This is a genomic window from Arthrobacter sp. SAFR-179 (genome assembly GCF_059414945.1).
The window spans coordinates 1-19,708 of record NZ_JBPFDM010000019.1; the positions used below are offsets into that span (position 1 = coordinate 1).

At 65.1% G+C, this 19,708-nt stretch carries 18 protein-coding genes and 1 tRNA gene; 10 read left to right on the top strand and 9 right to left on the bottom strand.

Annotation, left to right across the window (positions count from 1 at the left end; translation table 11 throughout):
• From ACR65K_RS20295 to ACR65K_RS20310, 4 genes are all read left to right on the top strand, one after another.
• Positions 1 to 276: hypothetical protein (locus tag ACR65K_RS20295; protein ID WP_440154694.1), on the top strand; the 276-nt coding region annotated here is incomplete at its 5' end.
• A gap of 114 nt (positions 277 to 390) precedes the next feature.
• On the top strand, positions 391 to 1,959 hold the full coding sequence (locus tag ACR65K_RS20300; protein WP_440154695.1) for an NCS1 family nucleobase:cation symporter-1: 1,569 nt from the start codon (positions 391 to 393) through the stop codon (positions 1,957 to 1,959).
• 52 nt (positions 1,960 to 2,011) lie between these two features.
• A complete protein-coding gene (locus ACR65K_RS20305; RefSeq protein ID WP_440154696.1) occupies positions 2,012 to 2,755 on the top strand; it encodes an aspartate/glutamate racemase family protein in 744 nt (247 codons plus the stop codon).
• A 13-nt stretch (positions 2,756 to 2,768) separates the two neighbouring features.
• Entirely contained in the window at positions 2,769 to 3,530 is a 762-nt protein-coding gene (locus ACR65K_RS20310) for an SDR family oxidoreductase (protein WP_440154697.1), read from the top strand.
• 14 nt (positions 3,531 to 3,544) lie between these two features.
• On the opposite strand, the gene ACR65K_RS20315 is transcribed toward ACR65K_RS20310, so the two are convergent.
• Genes ACR65K_RS20315 through ACR65K_RS20325 form a run of 3 tightly spaced genes read right to left on the bottom strand, consistent with a single transcriptional unit; the run spans position 3,545 to position 6,619 of the window.
• Positions 3,545 to 3,922 (bottom strand): sterol carrier family protein, encoded by a 378-nt coding sequence (locus tag ACR65K_RS20315; protein ID WP_440154698.1) that lies wholly within the window; start codon positions 3,920 to 3,922, stop codon positions 3,545 to 3,547.
• 41 nt (positions 3,923 to 3,963) lie between these two features.
• On the bottom strand, positions 3,964 to 4,980 hold the full coding sequence (locus ACR65K_RS20320) for an asparaginase (RefSeq protein WP_440154699.1): 1,017 nt from the start codon (positions 4,978 to 4,980) through the stop codon (positions 3,964 to 3,966).
• Between the two features lie 52 nt (positions 4,981 to 5,032).
• The gene (locus tag ACR65K_RS20325; RefSeq protein ID WP_440154700.1) at positions 5,033 to 6,619 is read right to left on the bottom strand and encodes a molybdopterin-dependent oxidoreductase; all 1,587 of its coding nucleotides are present in this window, start codon (positions 6,617 to 6,619) and stop codon (positions 5,033 to 5,035) included.
• Positions 6,620 to 6,715: 96 nt separating this feature from the next.
• On the opposite strand from ACR65K_RS20325, the gene purD reads away from it, so the two are divergent.
• Both purD and ACR65K_RS20335 read left to right on the top strand, forming a co-directional pair.
• Positions 6,716 to 8,032 (top strand): phosphoribosylamine--glycine ligase, encoded by a 1,317-nt coding sequence (gene purD / locus ACR65K_RS20330; RefSeq protein WP_440154712.1) that lies wholly within the window; start codon positions 6,716 to 6,718, stop codon positions 8,030 to 8,032.
• A 3-nt stretch (positions 8,033 to 8,035) separates the two neighbouring features.
• Complete coding sequence (locus ACR65K_RS20335; RefSeq protein ID WP_440154701.1) at positions 8,036 to 8,974, top strand: phosphoribosylaminoimidazolesuccinocarboxamide synthase; 939 nt, start codon at positions 8,036 to 8,038, stop codon at positions 8,972 to 8,974.
• Between the two features lie 51 nt (positions 8,975 to 9,025).
• Here the strand turns inward: ACR65K_RS20335 and ACR65K_RS20340 are convergent, their stop codons facing one another.
• On the bottom strand, positions 9,026 to 10,291 hold the full coding sequence (locus ACR65K_RS20340) for a helix-turn-helix domain-containing protein (protein ID WP_056328523.1): 1,266 nt from the start codon (positions 10,289 to 10,291) through the stop codon (positions 9,026 to 9,028).
• Positions 10,292 to 10,421: 130 nt separating this feature from the next.
• Between ACR65K_RS20340 and ACR65K_RS20345 the strand changes: the two genes are divergently transcribed.
• Positions 10,422 to 10,649: a hypothetical protein gene (locus ACR65K_RS20345; protein WP_056328526.1), complete on the top strand. Its 228-nt coding sequence runs from the start codon at positions 10,422 to 10,424 to the stop codon at positions 10,647 to 10,649.
• Positions 10,650 to 10,789: 140 nt separating this feature from the next.
• Here the strand turns inward: ACR65K_RS20345 and ACR65K_RS20350 are convergent.
• The 5 genes from ACR65K_RS20350 to ACR65K_RS20370 form a co-directional block, all read right to left on the bottom strand.
• Positions 10,790 to 10,866, bottom strand: a tRNA-Pro gene (locus ACR65K_RS20350).
• Between the two features lie 78 nt (positions 10,867 to 10,944).
• Positions 10,945 to 12,771 (bottom strand): ABC transporter ATP-binding protein, encoded by a 1,827-nt coding sequence (locus ACR65K_RS20355; RefSeq protein WP_440154702.1) that lies wholly within the window; start codon positions 12,769 to 12,771, stop codon positions 10,945 to 10,947.
• A complete protein-coding gene (locus ACR65K_RS20360; RefSeq protein WP_440154703.1) occupies positions 12,768 to 14,576 on the bottom strand; it encodes an ABC transporter ATP-binding protein in 1,809 nt (602 codons plus the stop codon). Before ACR65K_RS20360 ends, ACR65K_RS20355 begins: the two co-directional genes overlap by 4 nt.
• A 193-nt stretch (positions 14,577 to 14,769) precedes the next feature.
• The gene (locus ACR65K_RS20365) at positions 14,770 to 15,714 is read right to left on the bottom strand and encodes a metallophosphoesterase (protein WP_440154704.1); all 945 of its coding nucleotides are present in this window, start codon (positions 15,712 to 15,714) and stop codon (positions 14,770 to 14,772) included.
• 6 nt (positions 15,715 to 15,720) lie between these two features.
• Positions 15,721 to 18,045, bottom strand: coding sequence for a transglycosylase domain-containing protein (locus tag ACR65K_RS20370; protein ID WP_440154705.1), 2,325 nt, complete (start codon positions 18,043 to 18,045; stop codon positions 15,721 to 15,723).
• Positions 18,046 to 18,082: 37 nt separating this feature from the next.
• On the opposite strand from ACR65K_RS20370, the gene sp36 reads away from it, so the two are divergent.
• Genes sp36 through ACR65K_RS20385 form a run of 3 tightly spaced genes read left to right on the top strand, consistent with a single transcriptional unit; the run spans position 18,083 to position 19,700 of the window.
• Positions 18,083 to 18,238, top strand: coding sequence for a Sp36 family protein (gene sp36, locus ACR65K_RS20375; RefSeq protein ID WP_009359196.1), 156 nt, complete (start codon positions 18,083 to 18,085; stop codon positions 18,236 to 18,238).
• Between the two features lies 1 nt (position 18,239).
• A complete protein-coding gene (locus ACR65K_RS20380; protein WP_056328538.1) occupies positions 18,240 to 18,773 on the top strand; it encodes a RidA family protein in 534 nt (177 codons plus the stop codon).
• Positions 18,774 to 18,788: 15 nt separating this feature from the next.
• Positions 18,789 to 19,700, top strand: a complete 912-nt coding sequence (locus ACR65K_RS20385) for an NUDIX hydrolase (protein ID WP_440154706.1) — start codon at positions 18,789 to 18,791, stop codon at positions 19,698 to 19,700.
• The last annotated feature ends 8 nt before the right edge of the window (positions 19,701 to 19,708 follow it).

Sequence of the window (19,708 nt, forward strand, 5' to 3'; positions counted from 1 at the left end):
AGTCTCTTCCGGATCACGATCAGGCAGCTGGTTAGTCAACCCGCTGAGGATATGGGAGGTATCTTCTCCTGCAGCCATGTCAGCCTCTTTTCATCTTTGAACGCATCAGGCTTCATGTTTTCGTATTGTGAGAAAACATTATTGCTAGACGAGATTAGTAAGAGTCTTAGCTTGGGTCAACGTGGCGGCGGGCACTCCAGTGAAGAAGCAGGCGGAAGAGGCAAGCCAGCCATTTATGACTGGACTTCACTGATGCTGCCGCTTGACCGCCCGTGACGCAGGTCATACTCTTATTTCACTATTCAATATCTCGATTCCGCAATGTGGAATAACAGAAACGACCCAAGGGTCGGCCTCACCACCCGGAATCCTCCAAAGAATTGAGACCTTATGCAAACCCCTCCTACGGCGGGCGTTGCTGCTGACCAGGGACTGACAGCGCCGTCGGCCCCTGCAGCACATACCCCCGGCAGCGTTGAAGCCCTGTGCGAATCAGCAAGCGCAGCCTCGGGCACCAGCATCAGCCCTTCCCTGTACAACTCCGATCTTGCGCCCACCAGGCGCGCCGGCCGCAGCTGGACCAGCTACAGCATCTTCACCCTGTGGGCCAACGACGTGCACAGCTTGGGCAACTACGCCTTCGCCATCGGCCTGTTCGCCTTGGGGCTGGGCGGGTGGCAGATCCTCATGGCCCTCGGCATCGGCGCTGCGCTGCTGTTCGGCCTCCTGACGCTGTCCGGATTCATGGGTGTCAAGACCGGTGTTCCCTTCCCGGTCATGAGCCGCATCAGCTTCGGCATCAGGGGCGCCCAGATCGCCAGCCTCCTCCGCGGCGCCGTGGCCGTGGCATGGTTCGGCATCCAGACCTACCTCGCCTCGGTCGTCTTCCGCGTCATGCTCGTAGCCATGTTCCCGGCCCTCGGTGACCTGGACCAGGACTCAATCCTGGGACTGTCCACGCTGGGATGGATGGCATTCGTGGCCCTATGGGTGGTGCAGCTGGTCATCGTCAGCTTCGGCATGGAAATGATCCGTAAGTACGAGGCATTCGCCGGCCCTGTCATTCTGGCCACCATGGCCGCAATGGCCGTCTGGATCTTCGTGGAAGCCGGCGGAAGCATTGCCTGGTCCTCCAATAAGGCCTTGGAAGGGCCGGAAATGTGGCTCACCATCTTCGCCGGCGGCGCCCTCTGGGTCTCGATCTACGGCACGTTCGTCCTGAACTTCTGCGACTTCACCCGCTCAGCGGTCTCCAAGAAGGCCGTGGTCCGGGGCAACTTCTGGGGCATCCCCATCAACATGCTCGTGTTCGGCGCCATCGTGGTAGTGATGGCCGGCGGCCAGTTCAAAATCAACGGCACCATCATCAAGAGCCCTTCCGATATCGTCCAAACCATCCCCAACACGCTGTTCCTGGTCCTCGCATGCCTTGCCCTGCTGATTCTGACCATCGCAGTGAACCTGATGGCCAACTTCGTCGCCCCTGTGTACGCCCTGACCAATCTGTTCCCCAAGCGGCTGAACTTCCGCAGGGCGGCAATGGTCTCAGGCACCATCGGGCTGGTCATCCTGCCCTGGAACCTCTACAACAACCCTCTGGTGATCGTGTACTTCCTGGGCGGCCTCGGTGCGCTGCTTGGTCCGCTGTTCGGCGTCGTTATGGCTGACTACTGGCTGATCCGCCGCGGCAAGGTCAACGTCGCCGAGCTCTATACGGCCTCACCGGAAGGCGCGTACTTCTACCGGAAGGGCGTCAATCCGCGGGCCATCATCGCCATGGTTCCGGCGGCCGTCCTGGCCCTGCTGATCGCCTTCGTGCCGGGGCTGGCTGCCGCGGCACCCTTCGCCTGGTTCTTCGCAGCGGGCATAGCAGCGGCACTGTACTTCTTCATCGCCGACCGCAACCAAAGGCTGGACGACCGCGACGGCGAGGCCATCGCCGTCGTCAGCACCCACTAAGCCCCACCGCTGACCCGGCCCAAGAAGGGCCGCCCGACCAAGGATCCTCCCCATGCGCATACTCGTCGCAAACGTCAACACCACGCAGTCAATGACCGACTCGATCGCGGCCTCCGCGCGCAGCGTGGCCGCCTCGGGCACCGAAATCATCGGCATCACCCCCAGGTTCGGCGCCGACTCCTGCGAAGGCAACTTCGAAAGCTACCTGGCGGCCATCGCCGTCATGGACGCCGTCACCTCCTACCAGGAGCCCTTCGACGCCGTCATCCAGGCCGGGTACGGCGAACATGGCCGCGAGGGGCTGCAGGAGCTGCTGGACGTCCCGGTCGTCGACATCACCGAGGCCGCCGCCAGCACGGCCATGTTCCTGGGCCACAAGTATTCGGTGGTCACCACCCTGGACCGGACGGTTCCCCTCATCGAGGACCGGCTGAAGCTGGCCGGACTGGACGCCAGGTGTGCCTCCGTGCGTGCCAGCGGCATGGCAGTCCTGGAACTCGAGGAGGAACCGGAGCGGGCCGTCGAGGCCATCATCAACCAGGCGATGCTGGCCGTAACCCAGGACAGGGCCGAGGTGATTGTCCTCGGCTGCGGCGGGATGGCCGGCCTGGACGAGCAGATACGGCAACGGGCGGGTGTTCCCGTGGTGGACGGCGTCGCCTCTGCCGTGACCATTGCCGAATCACTCGTCCGCATGCGGCTGACCACCTCCAAGGTGCGGACGTTCGCTGCGCCGCGGCCCAAGACCGTCATAGGCTGGCCGCTGAACAAGCCGGCCGTGCCGGCGCAGCTTTAGCCCAGGAGAGCGCATGGACACTTCCCCTTCCACAGCACGCGTCGCCGTCGTCACAGGCGCAGGCTCCGGCATCGGCCGGGAGGTTGCCCGGCAGATGCTGGCCGACGGCTACCGCGTGGTCCTGGCCGGCCGCCGGGAGGCGCAGCTGAAGGAAACAGCGGACGGCAGCCCGGACGCGCTGGTGGTTCCCTGCGACGTGACCCGGCCCGACGACGTCGAGCGGCTTTTCGAGGCAGCACACCAACAGTGGGGACGGGTGGACGTGCTGTTCAACAACGCCGGGGTGTTCGGCCCGGCGGCCGGGGTGGACGAGATCAGCCTGGCGGACTGGAACGCCACCCTGGCCGTGAACCTTACCGGGTCCATGCTGTGTGCCGCCGCAGCGGTCCGGACCATGAAGGCGCAGGAACCTCAGGGCGGAAGGATCATCAACAACGGCTCCATCTCCGCGCATTCACCGCGGCCGCGGACCGTGGCCTATACCGTGACCAAGCACGCCATGACCGGCCTGACCAAGAGCATCGAGCTGGACGGCCGCGGCTACGGCATCACCTGCGGGCAGATCGATATCGGCAACACTGCCACCGAGATCATGGACACCATCGGCGTCGGCTCGGGTGCGCTCCAGGCGGACGGCAGCCGCAAGGTGGAGCCGATGTTTCCGGCGGCGGACGCGGCGCGGGCAGTGCTGATGATGGCCAACATGCCGGCCTCGGCCAGCGTGGGCTCAGTGGTGGTCACCGCGGCGGGGATGCCCTTCATCGGCCGCGGGTAGCCGAACCCGAAGGGTTACAGCGGCAGCAGGGCCGACAGGTCCGCGCGCAGGCCGGACGCGGCCACCTTGCCGGCCCCGACTGCCTCCGCCCAGCCCAGCTGGCCGGTCACCATAGCAAGCCAGGTGGCGGCGTCGCACTCAATTACGTTGGGTGGGGTTCCGCGCGTGTGCCGCGGACCCTCAACACACTGGGTGACGCCAAACGGCGGGACGCGCACCTCCACGGAGTTCCCCGGCGCGCGCGCCGTCACCTCCTCCAACGAGTACCTGACGGCAGTGGCCAGGACCGCCCGCGGCAGGGGAGCGTCCGACGCCGGCTGCGAAGCTTCCAGCCACGCCTTCAGTGCTGCTTTGCCTTCCTGGACGTCAATACGACGGCGGGCTACGGCCATGCTTCCAGTCTTTCCTTTTGCGTCGATTGGGGAATGGGACGTCAGTCCAGGAGCGCGGAAACTGCCGGACCCAGCCTGATCTTGCCCACCGGGCGGCCGCCGCCGAGCACCGGTTCCACCACGCGCTCCAGGGCGCTGGCAACTCCCGGGATCTCCACGGCCCCTGCCGCGGCGAGGAGGGTGAGGGCAACCAGCGAGGTGGCGCGGACATTCCCGTCCAGGATCTTGACTGTCACGGAGACCCCTTGGGGCGTTGCCATGGCCAGGACGCCCTCAGCCCCGATTTTGGCAATGACCTCCAACTCATCCATCACCAGGGTGTTGGCTTCGCCGCGGCCCTGCACCGCCCAGGGGTAGTCAAGCATCGAAGTGGCGATGGTGGCGGCCCTGGCGCTGAAGCTCTGGTCGCCGGGGGCCTTGGCCAGGTGGGAGTAGGCCCTGGCAAGGCCCTTCAGGGAAACAGCCGCCACGGGGGCGCCGCAGCCGTCGATCCCCAGGTGCGCAATCTTCTCGCCCGTATATTCCTCGACGACGGTACGCACCCGCTGCTGCAGCGGGTGGTTCGGCTCCAGGTAGCTGTGGGTGTCCCACCCGTTTTCGGTGCAGGCCCACAGGAAGGCTGCGTGCTTCCCGGAGCAGTTGTACGCCAGCCGCGACTTCCCCTTTTCCGAGCGCACCAGCCAGTTCCGGGCCGTTTCGTCCTGCGGCCACGCCTCCGGGCATTGCAGCTGGTCTTCACGGATTCCGGCCGCCTTGAGCATGCCCGCCACCACATCCATGTGGTCCAGTGATCCGGTATGGCTTCCGCACGCGATGGCCACCTGGGCGCCCCGCAGCGGAACCCCTGACTGCATGGACGCCAGGGCCTGGAACGGCTTGAGTGTAGACCGGGCGTAGATGGGGGTGTTGATGTCCCCGAGTTCAGTGACCACTGAACCGTCCGCGGACAGGAGCACGGCGGAACCAACGTGCCTCGACTCCACAAAGCCGCTGCGTTCGATCACGGCCAGTTCGACGGCGGAGTCAACAGTGAAGGTGGCATGCGGATTGTGCGGCATACAGCCAGTCTATGGGCCAGCCCCGCAGATGCCCGGGACTGCTGCCCGGTGACTACTGCACGGTGACCATCACCGACTGCCAGCCCGATGCGCCGTCCGGGACGGGATCGGCGCGCTGGTCTGTCTGGACCTCCCCGGTCCCGTCCGTGGCCCGGACCTTGATGTAGTGCGGGCCGGGCGTGGCGTCCCATTCGTAGGACCACTGGCGCCAAGTGACCGTGGACGCTTCGGTGGAAAGGGTGGCCTCCGTCCAGTCGCCGTTGTCGATCTGGATTTCCACTTTGGTGATGCCGCGTGTCTGGGCCCAGGCGGTCCCGCCCACGGCGACTTTCCCGGCCGGTACTTTCGCAAAGGATTTCGGCACGTCGACGCGCGCCATCGTCTTGATGGGCCCGCGCTCTGACCATCCGCGCTCGGTCCAGTAGGCCTTGCTGTCAGCGAACCGGGTGACCTCCAGGTCCACCACCCACTTGGTGGCGGAGACGAACCCGTACAGCCCGGGAACCACCATCCGTACCGGGTAGCCGTGCTCCAGCGGAAGCGGCTCCCCGTTCATGCCGATGGCCAGCATGGCGTCCCTGTCGTCCTGCAGGACCTCCAAGGGAGTGGAGGCGCTGAAGCCGTCGATCGACGTCGACAGCACCATGTCCGCCCCGTCCTTGGGTTTGGCGCGGGCCAGGACCTCGCGAATGGGCAGGCCCAGCCACTTGGCGTTGCCGGCCAGGTTGCCGCCCACGGGATTGGAGACGCAGGTGAGCGTGACATGCGACTCGATCAGTTCGGCGTCGAGCAGGTCCTGGAAGGTCAGCGTGACTTCCTGTTCCACGAGCCCGTGCACGCGCAGTTCCCAGTCGTCGACGTTGATTTCCGGCACGCTCAGCGCCGTATCGATCCGGTAGAACTCGCCGTTGGGAGTCAGCCACGGCGTAACTCCGGGCACGGGGGACTGGACCCCGGCCGGTATGGCGGCTGCGGCCTTTGCCGGCGACGGCAGCGTCAGTGCTTCCCTTGCCTTGGCCACGTTGCTGCGGGCGGCAGCCAGCACCCGCCCACCGGTGGCGGCAATGCCCGCGGCCAGCGCGGTGACCCCGGCAGCGGCGAAGAACCGGCGCCGGCTGGTGCCGTTGCTCCCAACCGGTTCCCCGCCGTCGGCCGCTGTATCCGCCGGCGCTTCCGGCCACGCCTTCATCCCCCACAGCGGTACCATCAGGCGGCGCAGGACCACCAGCCCGGCAATGGTTCCCAGCACGGAAGGGATGGCATCCGCGGCGCCCACCCCCGCGCGGGTCACCACACTGGCCACGATCACGGCACCCATGAAGAGCACGCCCAGGACGCCCAGCGCCCATTTCCGGTAGGCCACCACGCCCAGGATGCAGGCAAGCGCCGCGATGGTCAGGCCCATGCCCACGAACAGGGCCGCCTTGTCGTTGGTGCCGAAGGTGGCGATCGCAAAGTCCTTCAGGGCGGGCGGCGTGAAGTCGATGAAGGTGGACCCCAGGGCAAACAGGGGGGTAGCCCTGGCGGTAAAGAACGCCCCGGTCAGCTCCGCAACAGCAAGTACGACGGCGGCTGCCACCACGCCTGCCAATGCGGCCATGGTTGCGGGACCTGTAATCCTGTTTCGCAGCTTTGTCATGTCTATGGTTCGGAGCGGGCGGGTATCCGGATTGACCGCAAGGGGGGAGGACACAGCTTAGGAGCGGGGAGGGTGCACAAAGTACCCTTGGACACTGTGAAGGTACTCGTCATTGGCCCCGGAGGCCGCGAACACGCCATTGTCCGCTCCCTGCTTGCCGACCCCAACGTGTCCGAGGTCCACGCGGCGCCTGGCAATGCCGGCATCAGCAAGCTGGTCCCCACCTACAACATCAACGGCAACGATCCCGAGGCAGTTGCGGCACTGGCCACGCGGCTCGGCGTGGACCTCGTGGTGGTGGGCCCGGAGGCTCCGCTGGCCGCAGGCGTATCGGACGCCGTCCGTGAAGCCGGGATTCCCGTGTTCGGGCCCAGCAAGGCAGCAGCCCAGCTTGAGGCCTCAAAGGCTTTCGCCAAGGAAGTCATGGCGGAAGCCGGCGTCCCCACGGCGATGGCCATGGTGGCCACCAACGCCGAGGAAGCAGCCTCCGCACTGGACACCTTCGGCGCCCCGTACGTCGTAAAGGACGATGGGCTCGCCGCCGGCAAGGGCGTGGTGGTCACCCGCAACCGCGACGAAGCCCTGGCGCACGCCCAGTCCTGCTTCGACGCCGGCGGTTCGGTGGTCATCGAGGAGTTCCTGGACGGCCCTGAAGTTTCCCTGTTTGTCCTTTGCGATGGGCAGAACACCGTGGCGCTGTCGCCCGCACAGGATTTCAAGCGCATCTTCGACAACGACGAGGGGCCCAACACCGGCGGCATGGGCGCCTACACGCCGCTCGAATGGGCTCCGGAGGGTCTGGTCCAGGAAGTCCTTGACCGCGTGGCCCAGCCCACCGTCAAGGAGATGGCCCGCCGCGGCACCCCGTTCGTCGGCGTACTGTTCGTCGGCCTCGCCCTCACCTCGCGCGGCACCCGCGTGATCGAGTTCAACGTCCGCTTCGGCGACCCCGAAACCCAGGCGGTCCTCGCCCGGCTCAAGACCCCCCTCGGCGCGCTGCTGATGGCGGCCGCCAAGGGCGAGCTGGACAAGGCGGAGGAGCTGCGGTGGGCCAGGGAAACTGCCGTCGCCGTCGTCATCGCCTCGGAGAACTACCCGGACAAGCCCCGTACCGGTGACCGCATCCGCGGGCTCAAGAAGGTTGAGGAACTCGACGGCGTGCACGTCATCCACGCTGGAACTGCCCTGGATGAGGAAGGCAAGGTGGTGTCCGCCGGCGGGCGGGTCCTCGCCGTCGTCGCCCTGGGCAGCGACCTGGTGGAGGCACGCGAAAAAGCGTACGACGGCGTCGAGTTGGTGAAGCTGGACGGCTCGCAGTTCCGCACCGACATCGGACGCAAAGCTGCCCGCGGGGAGATCAAGGTGCCCTATGGTGCCACGGGCTCCATGCCCATCGTGAAAGCAAAGGCCTGACCCATGACTGCAACTCCTGAGAACCGCGGCTACGCCACCCAGACCCTTGACTTGCCCGGCTGGACGCACGTCTACTCCGGCAAGGTGCGCGATCTCTACGAGCCCGCTGACGAGTCCATCCTGCAGCGCGTTGGCCAGGAATGCGTGCTGGTGGTGGCCAGCGACCGTATCAGCGCCTACGACCATGTGCTGTCCAGCGAAATCCCCGACAAGGGACGCATCCTGACCCAGTTGAGCCTCTGGTGGTTTGACCAGTTGGGCGTGGAACACCATGTGCTCGGCTCCACCGTGGAGGACGGCGTGCCGGCCCAGGTGGAAGGCCGCGCCATGATCTGCAAGAAGCTGGACATGTTCCCGGTGGAGTGCATCGCCCGCGGCTACCTCACGGGGTCCGGCCTGCAGGAGTACAAGGCCGCCGGAACGGTATGCAACATCCCGCTGCCCGAAGGCCTGGTGGACGGGTCCCGGCTCGAGCACCCGATTTTCACGCCGTCGGCCAAGGCACTGATCGGTGAGCACGACGAGAACATCACCTACGACGCCGTGGTTGCCCTGGTTGGCGACGACATCGCCGCCCGCCTCAGCGAGTTGACGCTGAAGATCTATACGACGGCGGAAAAGGTCGCCCGTGAGCGCGGCATCATCCTGGCGGATACCAAGGTGGAGTTCGGCTACGACGCGGTCTCCGGGTCCATCACGCTGGGTGACGAGGTGCTGACCCCGGATTCCTCGCGCTTCTGGGATGCCGCCACCTACAAGCCGGGCCAGGCCCAGCCTTCCTACGACAAGCAGTATGTGCGCGACTGGCTCACTTCTGCCGAGTCCGGTTGGGACAAATCGTCGGACACCCCGCCGCCGGCGCTTCCCGCTGAAGTAGTGGAGCGTACCCGCGGCCGTTATGTCGAAGCGTACGAGAAGATCACGGGAAAGACCTTCTCTTAGCCGAGCCTCGAAGCCAGGTAAGCCCGCGTTCGCGGGTTTGCCTGGCTTCGCTTAACTGGCGTTGGCGGCAGCGGCTGCGCGTTTCTGCGCCAGCTTGATCTCGAGGATTGCGTCCAGTGCCTGCTGAACCCGGTCCTGTGCGCCGGCAGCGGCGAAGGCCTTTTGGGCGTCCTCAAGATGGACGAGTGCTTCGTCGGTTTCTCCCGAGGCTTTGAGCGACTTGCCCAGCAGCAGTGAGACCTCGCCAGCAGTGTGCTTGCCCAGTGCGTCGCGCTCCGCGTGGATCTCGCGCAGTTTTTCGACGGCGGCAACGATGTCCCCGGTCAGGTACAGCCAGCGGGCACGGATGAAGGCGACTTCCAGTTCATCGCTCTTGGTTCCGCCAACGATCGAGAAGGCCAGTTCCGCCCGCTCGATCGCTGAAAGCGTCTCAGGCTCCACGATCCCCGAGGAAAGCCGAACAGCAGCAGACGCCTTATTGAACCGGGCCCACAACTCGATGTCATTGGCGGGGGAGAGCAGGCGCGCCGCCCGCTCGTGGTGCTTGACGCCTTCCGTGTAGTCGTGCCGCATGAAGGCCACGTTGCCGATCACCCAGGCGACCTCGCCCGCGAGCTGGGACATGGCGTGCTCATCCACTTGGTCCAGCAGCGCCTGGCAGTATTTCCAGGCTTCGTCCAAGCGGCCACTTTCGGCTAAGGCGCCGATCAGGATCCTGTGGGCACCGATAAGCACGGTTGAACCACGGGGCAAATTAACGGAGAGCCTGACAGCCTCCAACGCATGCTCCACGGCGATGGGCAGCTGGCCCTGGCCGTGGCACACGGCGGCGAGCATTTGGCGGGCACGCACGCCAAGACCCACAGACTCTGTTGCCATTGGATGCTCAAGGAGACGCTCGACGATTTTGCGGCACTCCTGCAGGTCACCCTGCTTCATGAGGCACTCGGCCTGCATGTATGTCATGTTCCACCAGGCACTCGTGTTTTTACCGTCGAGCGCGATCTGCGCTGCCGTGGCAGCGTGGGTGGCGGCCAATGGATAGTCACGTAAATCCCATGCCTGACGGGCATAAAGCCCTGCCAGCACGTACTCGGCGTCACTCAGGGAAATCGGTTGGCTCCAAGCCTCCAATGCCTTCGGTGCAAGCTCCAGCCGACGGGCCAGTTCCTCGATTACCTCCGCTGTCGGTTCCCTACGGCCCGTCTCCAACAGTGAGATATAGCTGGGTGAATACAGGTCCTTGCCCAGTTCGGCCTGTGTCAGTCCACGCTCAAGGCGCTCCGCCCGGAGCTTTTCTCCGAATCCGTTGCCCACGCGTTTCCTCCTTCTGGACAGCCAAGGCTGCGCGAATGCTTGACAGCCCCTGTGGAAAATATTTTACAATGTGTGTCAACAAGGACAGTGCTGGCTTTGTAACGAATCCGACTCGTATTGAGGAACTTATATGTTGAAGAAGATCGCAACCGCGGCCGCCTTGGCTGGGGCCCTGGCTTTCTCCGCGGCGGCTCCGGCCGTCCTGTCTGCAGGTTCCATCGCCGATAACTCGGGTACGTCGGTAGCCATCGGTAACTGGCCTGACCCTGCTTCCACGAAGGTGAAGAAGGACAAGAAGACCACTACCACTGACACCTCCGTCGTCACCTACATTGGCAACTGGCCTGACCCTGCGTAAATTGCTTCCTCACAACAGGAGGCGATGAGACAGCCCCGGAGCAACCGCTCCGGGGCTGTTTCTGTTAGGCGATCAGTGATGGCCGTGACCACATCGAGATGAAAAAAGAGGGCCTCCGCAAGGAGACCCTCTTTTCGTTATGGTCGGGATGACAGGATTTGAACCTGCGACCTCTTCGTCCCGAACGAAGCGCGCTACCAAGCTGCGCTACATCCCGATCCGCTGCAAAAGCAACTTTACAAGGATAGCCGATTCAGGCCCTGGATGCGAAATCACGGCCCACCGAAGAAGCGGGTCAGACCAGTGAGTCTTTCCATGCCCCGTGCAGGTCGGCGAAGCGTCCGCCGCCGCCGATCAGTTCCTGCGGCGTGCCATCCTCCACGATCCGGCCGTCGTGCACCACCAGGACACGGTCCGCCGTCTCCACCGTGGACAGGCGGTGCGCGATGATCAGGGCCGTCCTGCGTGCCGCTTCCGTCCCGGCGAGCAGGCGGGCCAGCCCAGCCTGCACCAGCCGCTCGGAAGGGATGTCCAGCGAGGAGGTGGCCTCGTCCAGGATCAGCACCGCCGGCTGTGCCAGGAAGGCCCTGGCAAAGCTGATCAGCTGCCGCTGGCCGGAGGAGACCCTGCCGCCGCGCTTGTTGACGTCGGTGTCGTAGCCTTCCGGAAGCTCCAGGATGAACTCGTGGGCGCCCACCGCCTTGGCGGCCTCTTCGATCTCGGACCGGGACGCTTCAGGCCGGCCCAGCGCAATGTTGTCCGCCACCGAGCCACTGAACAGGAACGCCTCCTGGGTGACCATGACAATGTTCCGGCGGAGGTCGGTGGTGGCCAGGTCGCGGAGGTCCACGCCGTCCAGGGTGAGGGTTCCGGAGGTGACGTCATAGAAGCGTGCGATGAGTTTGGCCAGGGTGGACTTTCCGGCCCCTGTCTGTCCCACCAGGGCAACGGTCTGTCCGGCCGGGATGTGCAGGTCCAGGCGGGGTACCACCACCGGGCCGTCGCCGTAGCGGAATTCCACACCGTTGAAGTCGATGCGCCCGGTGGCACTGCGAAGGGGCACCGGGTTTTTTGGCGGCCGGACCGTGGGCACCTCCTCAAGCAGTCCGGACACCTTTTCCAGGGCTGCCTGGGCGCTCTGAAACGAGTTGTAGAACATGGCCATCTGGTCCACCGGCTGGAAGAACCGCTTGGTGGAGAGGATGAGGGCCAGGAGCACACCCACTGCCAGGCCGCCGCCCAGGACCCGGAATCCGCCGAACAGCAGGACCACGGCCACGCAGACATTGCCGATCAGCACCAGGCCTGGCTGGAAAATGCCGTTGAGGTTGATGGACCGGACGGTGACCAGGCGGTAGTCCTCGGCAAGCTTGCCGTAGCGCTCCGAGTTCTCCTTCTCCTTGCGGAAGGCCTTGACGGCGCGGATGCCGGTCATGGTTTCCACGAAATGCACGATCAGCCGGGCCGAGACCACGCGGGACTCCCGGAACGCGATCTGCGAGTGCTTCTGGTACCAGCGGGACAGGAAGAACATCGGCACGCCGGCAGCGAGCACCAGCAAGCCGCTCCGCCAGTCCAGGGCAAAGATGGTGACGGCGGTAAAGGCCATGAAGAGCATGCCGGAAGCGAGGGAGCTGACGCCAGAGTCAAGGAGTTCGCGCAGCGCCTCCAGGTCCGAGGTCTGCCGGGCGATGATCCTGCCCGAAGTGTACTTTTCGTGGAACTCCAGGCTGAGCCGCTGTGTGTGGCGGAAGACGCGCAACCGCAGGTCCAGCAGCATCGCCTGGCTGAGCCGTGCAGTGGAGGTGACATAGAGGGCGGTGAGTCCCGCCGTCGCAATGGCTGCCGAAAGGTAAGCGACGCCGGTGAGCACCAACGGGAGGTTGTCGCCGGCTTGCAGGGCGGGCAGGGCGTGGTCGATACCGAACGCGATCAGTGCGGGGCCGGCCACCCGCGCGGCCTGGGACAGGACCACCATGGCGATAGTCAGCCAGAACCGCGCCCGCACCGGACGGATCAGCGACCGCAGCAGGGCGAGCGACCGCCGTCGTACTGCCCGGCTGTCGCTCTTGCTGAGGTGGGCGTTGTCTTCATTGGCGGTGCCGAACGTTGCGGTGCTCATCGGGTCACTTCCTCAGCCTGGTCTTCGAGGGCCGACAGTTCGGAGTCCAGGTCCCGCGGCTCCCGGTCAAGGCTGGCGATGACGTAGCGGTAGTGCTGGTTGGAGGCCAGCAGTTCGGTGTGGGTCCCCACGGCGGTGATGCGCCCGTCCTCCAGCAGCGCCACCCGGTCTGCGAGGGCCACGGTGGAAGGACGGTGGGCCACAATTAGGGTGGTGGTCTCCCTCAGGACCTCGCGGAGGCGGGCCTCCACCAGTTCTTCGGTGTGCACGTCCAGGGCGGACAGCGGATCGTCCAGGACCAGCACCCGCGGACGCGCGGCGATGGCACGTGCCAACGCGATGCGCTGCCGCTGGCCGCCCGAGAGACTCAGGCCCTCCTCGCCGATCAGCGTGTCCACGCCCTCCGGCAGGGAATACGCGAAGTGTGCCTGGGCCACGTCAAGGGCCTCGTCCAGGACACCCTCCGTGCGGACCGGGGCGCCAAGCAGGACGTTGTCCCGGACTGAATTGGAGAAGAGCGTAGTGTCCTCGAAAGCCACCCCGACGATCCTGCGCAGTTCCTCAACATCGAAGTCCCGGAGGTCGACGCCGTCGATGGTGATGGCGCCGCCGCTGACGTCGTACAGCCGGGGCACCAGCTGGATCAGCGCACTCTTGCCGCTGCCGGTAATGCCCACCAGGGCCATGGTTTCACCGGGCAGGATATCCAGGTTGATGTCCTTGAGGATCGGCTTGTCCGGTGCGTCCTCGAAGGCGAAGGTGGCGTGGTTGAAGCGGAGCGCCCCCGCCAGTTGGCCCGGGCTGCTGGGCTGGGCAGGGCTGGTGATGGCGTTCTGCGTGTCCATCACTTCGTAGTGGCGGTCGACGGCGGTCTTGGCCGTGAGTGCCATGGCCAGCAGCATGCCGGAAAATTCCACGGGGGAGGCGATGACTGCGGCCGTGGCGAAGAACGCCACCAGGGCGCCGATGCTCAACTCACCGCTGGCGCACAGCATTACGCCCACCACCAGGCCGGCTCCCAGGGCGAGTTCGGGAAGCAGGGTGACCACCATGGTGAACGTTGCCTGGTGCCGTGCCTTCGCGATCTCCGTCTGGCGCAGTTCCTCCGCCTGCTGGTTGAAGTTTTCCAAGGCTTCCCGGCTGCGGCCAAAGGCCTTGAGCACCCGGATGCCGTGGACCGATTCCTCTACCGTCGTGGCAAGGTCCCCGGCCTGGTCCTGGCCTTGGCGGGCAACCTTGCTGAACCGGGTGCGGAACCGGAAGCTGTTGATGGTGATGGGAACGGCGGCGGCCAGGAAGATCAGGGCCAGCTGCCAGCTCATGGCGAACATGGCCACGATGCCGATGATCACGGTCAGGGTGGTGACCACCAGCATGATGGCGCCAAAAGCCATCCAGCGGCGCAGGAAGTTCAGGTCCGTCATGGCCCGCGACAGCAGCTGGCCGGAGCCCCACCGGTCATGGAAGGAGACGGTCAGTTGCTGCAGGTGGTCGTAGAGGGACACCCGCATCCGGGTTTCCACCGAGGTGGCGGGGTTGATGACGAACTGCCGGCGGAGGGCCACCAGTCCCGCCTCGGCGATGCCCAGTACCAGGATGACGGCGGCCGAAACCCAGACCGCCTCCGGCGAACCTCCAGGCTGCAGTGCCGTGTTCACCAGGACCCGCAGCACCTGCGGGATGGTCAGGGCCACCACGCTGGCCAGGAGAGCACAGAGGAGTCCCAGCAGGAGCCTGGGGATGATGGGCCGGACGTGCGGATAAAGACGGCTGATGGATCGGAAAAAGGGAGTCTGCTTGGCCATGCCCGCTTCTCAAGCTCTAAAACGAATGTAGTTTCCTCTAGCAACTACCCTATGCCATTGGCGTGAGGCGGTTCACACCGATTTTGAGGGACGCGTGCTGCTTGACCAGTTATTGCAGATCGTAATGCCGTTGCCCTATCAGTTACGGTCCTCATAACCCCATTTTGGGGACCGTATCTGATGGAGCAACAGGTCAAGTGCGGGAGGTGAGGGTCAGCAGGACCGCTTCAGGTTTGCAGGCGATCCTTACCGGGGCGAAGCGCGAGGTGCCGATGCCGCCCGAGACGTTGACCGGCGTCGTGCTTCCGTTGCTTGACCAGTCGTTGAGGCCCTTTGCGCGCCAGGTGGGAAGGTCGCAGTTGGACACGATGGCTCCGTAACCGGGGATGCACAGCTGGCCGCCGTGGGTGTGTCCGGCCAACAGGAGGTCCGCTCCGCTTTCGGTGAAGTGGTCCAGGACCCGCTGGTACGGCGCGTGGATGACCGCTACCCGGAGGTGGTCATTCGCATCCTGGCTGACAGTTCCGCGGGGCCAGCCGGCGTACCGTTCCCGCTTCAGGTGCGGATCATCAACGCCCGAGAAATCGAAGCGCATGCCTTTGAGGACCAGGGACTGGCTGCGGTTGGTGAGGTCAACCCAGCCGCTCATGCCAAAACCTGAACGCAGGCGCGGCCAGTCGAGCACGATCGGCTTTGGCTTCACCTTGGAGGGCCCCAACAGGTACGCCGCCGGATTCTTCGGACTTGGCGCGAAGTAGTCGTTGGAGCCGGGGACGAAGACGCCGGGGAACTGCAGCAGCGGCTTCAAGGCATCCAGCAGCGGGTCCACGGCCTTGACATGGCTGAGGTTGTCGCCCGTGTTCACCACGAGGTCCGGCCGAAGGTCCGCCAATGACCCCAGCCAGTCAGCCTTCTTGTTCTGTCCGGGCACGAAATGGATGTCACTGAGGTGCAGGATCCGGAATGGTTCGCGGCCGGGAGGCAGGATGGCAAGGGTTTCTTCGCGGAGGACGAACTGGTTCTTCTCCCACAGTCCGTAGCCAAAGGCGGCCATTCCGGCCGCGGCGCCGGCGCCTGCAGTGACGGCAAAGCCGCGCCCGATTGCACGGGCGCGGCTTGCCAGGGTGTCGATGTTCATGGGTGCTTAGCCGTTCTTATTTCCGTTGCCGTTCCCATTGCCATTGCTCGTGGGTGCCGGTGCCGGGGCCTGGGTGGCGGGAGCCTGCGGAGCCGGTGCCGACGGAACGGGAGCCTGGGTGGCCTGCGGCGTGGTCCTTGCCGGCGGAGAGCTGGTGGTGGTCCCGCTGATCATGTTGCTCGGCGGTGCCGGGAACGGGTTGGTCCCGTACGCCGGGGCGATCTTGGCCATGTAGCTGGAGAACATGGGGCCGGCGATCATGTAGCCGTCGATGCCCTTGTAGAACTTGCCGTTGACCGTGATGTTCTGTCCGGCACGGTCCTGTGCTCCCAGCGGGTCACCGAACCAGGCAGCGGTGGCCAGGCCAGTGGTGTGGCCCACAACCCAGGTGGAGCCGTTGTTGTTGGACGTACCGGTCTTGGCGCCGATGGGGAAGCTGGTCTTGGTGGAGATGCGGGGCTGGATCAACGCACCGGAACCCCGGTTCAGGACTTCCTGCAGCGCATAGTTCACGCCACGTGCAACCTCAGGCTTGATGGCATCACGGCAGCTGCTGGACTGCGCCGGGAGCTGCTTGCCGGTGGCGTCAGTGACCGCGGTGATGGCGATGGGTTCGCAGTACTTGCCGTCGTTCGCGAAGGTGGCAAAGGCACTCGCCATGGTCAGCGGGGAGGTCTGCGTGGAACCCAGGAGGTTGCCAAGGGTCATCATGTTCACCTTGGGGTTCGGCTCGTCAGCTGAGGGCAAGCCACTGTGCAGTCCCACGGCGTCCACGATCTTCTGGATGCCGCAGAAGTCCAGCTGGGCGGCCGAAGCAAACGTCACGGTGTTGATGGAGTTGTAGAGGCCCTCAAGGACCGTCAACGGCCGGTACCACTGGGGCTCGGCGTTCTGGAGGTCGTCCGCGGCGTCCAGGCCGGCGTTTTTCTGCGCAGTGCTGTAGGCGCCCTGGATCTTGCCGCAGGTGTTCTTCCACGGGTAGCCAATCGGATAGACGCGCTGGGCAGCATTGACCGTGGTGTTCATGGTCTTGCCCTCGTTGAGCCACTCGGCAAACGTGAACGGCTTCATGGTGGACCCCGGCTGGGCGCCGCCCATGCCGTTGAGGTCGTTGCCGTCCTTGTCCAGCTTGTCTACGTTGAAGTTCAATTGGGAGTCGAAGCCCTGGCCGGGCAGGAACGTTGTGTTCTGGGCCATCGATATGATCTTGCCGGTGCCGGGCTGAACGGACACCATGGCCGCGCCCCACTTATCAGGGTTGGCGCCGGCGGCTGCGTTTGCCTGCTCCTGGGCCGTGGCCTGGGCGTTGGGATCCAGCGTGGTGGTGATGGTGAGGCCGCCGCCGTAGATCAACCGCTGGCGCTCCTTCACGTCCGCACCGTAGGCGGGGTTGTTTTCCAGCAAGTGCAGGATGTAGTCGCAGAAGTAGGGGGCAGAGGCCGCATAGGCGCAGCCCTGCTTGGGCTGGGTCACCTTGGGCTCCACCGGGGTTGCCACGGCGGCGTCATGTTCGGCCTGGGTGATCTTGTTCTGGTTCAGCATGAGTCCCAGCACCAGGTCGCGGCGCTGCTTGGACTTCTCCGGGTTCGTGATGGGGTCGAAGGCGGAGGGGCTGTTCACCAGGCCGGCCAGGAGCGCTGCCTGCGGCAGGGTCAGGTCCTTGGCGGTGGTGCTGAAGAAGTACCGGGAAGCGGCCTCAATGCCGTATGCGTCACGGTTGAAGAACACGATGTTCAGGTAGCCCTCAAGGATCTGGTCCTTGCTGAACTCCTTCTCCAGAGCGATGGCGAGCTTCATTTCGCGGAGCTTGTCACCCACGCCCTTGTTGACGCCGTTGAGCTTGATCTGGTCCTCTTCGCCGGCGGCGGCGAGGTTCGCGTTCAGCACGTTGTTGACGTACTGCTGCGTGATGGTGGACGCACCCTGCTTGTTGCCGCGGGCGGTGCTCACCAGCGCGCGGAGGATGCCAGTGGTGTCCACGCCGCCGTGATCGTAGAACCGGCTGTCCTCGACGGCGATGATGGCGTTCTTCATGTTCGGTGAAATCTGGTCCAGCGGAACCTTGGTGCGGTTCTCGGTGTAGACGCTGGCGATCTCGCTGCCGTCCGCAGCCAGGATCCTGGTGGTCTGGCTGGGGGGATCAACCTTCAGCTCTGCCGGAAGGGAATCGAAGAAGTCGATGGAACCGCTTGCCGCGCTGCCTGAGACGGCCGCGGCAGGGACCAGCAGGCCTGCCACGAGGACACCGCAAATCGCGCTCACACCAAGGAAAAGAAGGATCTTACCCAGTGTGGTGGCAGTGTCGAATAAGGGGTTCTTGCGAGTCGCCATGTTTTCCACTTTACCGGCAAGGGCTACGCTTTCTTTCATGACCAAATGGGAGTACGCGACGATTCCGCTCATTATCCACGCCACAAAGCAGATCCTGGACCAGTGGGGAGAGGACGGCTGGGAGCTCGTCCAGGTGGTCCCCGGACCTGACGGCAACGGCCTGGTCGCCTACCTCAAGAGGGAGAAGCAGTAGCATGAGCACCCCCGCAGAAGCCCAGTCCAGCGCCGCAACGGCGCCCGTTTCCGCCGTCGAACAGCGCCTTGCCGAACTTGGCATCACCCTCCCCGAGGTGGCCGCCCCGGTAGCCTCCTACGTTCCAGCCGTAGTCTCCGGCAGCCACGTCTACACCTCGGGCCAGCTCCCGTTTATTAACGGCAAACTCGAAGCTACGGGCAAGGTGTCCGCCGGTACGGAAGGGTACGCCGACGAACCCACCGTTTCCCCCGAGGACGCGCAGCGCTACGCAGCCGTCTGCGCCGTCAACGCCCTGGCTGCCGTCAAGAGCGTCATCGGCGACCTCGACCGGATCACCCGGATCGTGAAAGTTGTGGGATTCGTTGCCTCGGATCCCTCATTCACCGGCCAGCCCGCCGTCGTCAACGGCGCATCGGAACTGCTGGGCCGCGTCCTTGGTGAGGCCGGGCAGCACGCACGTTCCGCCGTCGGCGTTGCCGTTCTTCCGCTCGACTCTCCCGTAGAGGTCGAGCTGATCGCCGAATTCAGCTAAGACCGGACACTTCCCTTGCCACACCTCGCACGACGCCTTTTTGCACTTCCCCAGGACCTTGAAGGGGCAGCGCAAAGCTGGCTCGAACACGGCGAGCGCACCCCCCGGGCCGCGCGCTTCGCCTCATCCGTTGTCCTCCTGCGTGATTCGCCCAATGGCCTGGAGACGTGGCTGGGTTACCGGCCCGGCTCCTCGCCGCTGGGGGTCCTCGCCTTCCCCGGCGGGTCCCTTGACCCGGCCGACGACGACGCCATGGGGTGGCTGGGCCCGTCACCGCAGCATTGGGCTGAGCAGATGGGAACGGACGACGTCGGGCTGGCGCGGCGCCACGTGGTGGGCGCCATCCGCGAGCTCTTTGAAGAAACCGGCGTGCTGCTGGCCGGCCCGGACATGTCCAGCACGGTCGAGGCCACCTCCACCCCCGAGTGGATGCGGGCACGCATTGCGGTGGCGGACCAGGAGAAAACCCTTGCGCAGGTGCTGGGCAAGCGTGGCCTCTCCCTCCGGACGGATCTGCTCAAGTCCCTCGTCAACTGGCGCAGCCCCGACTTTGCGCACCGCCGGTTCGACACCCGCTACTTCGCCGCCACCGTTCCGCTTGGCCAGGAACCATCGCTGCTTGAAGGCAAGGGCGTGTGGGGCAGGTGGGTCAATGCCGCACACGTGGTCCAGGAGCGGAACACCAGCGCCCTGGGCGATGAGGCGGGCCAGGAGAACACTGTGGGCCGCCCCTTGGGTGAGCTGCTGGTCCCCGGCTCCGAGATCATGCTCGAGAAGATGGCCGCTGCCAACGGCTGCATCGCCTACCTGAGCTACAAGCGCAAGCCGCACGTGTACCAGCCAACGCTGGTTGAAGAAGACGGCAAGCTCATGCTCGAAGTCGAGGCCGCCAAGACCGTGGCCGGGGACCACCAGCGCGAACGCTGATGCTCCGC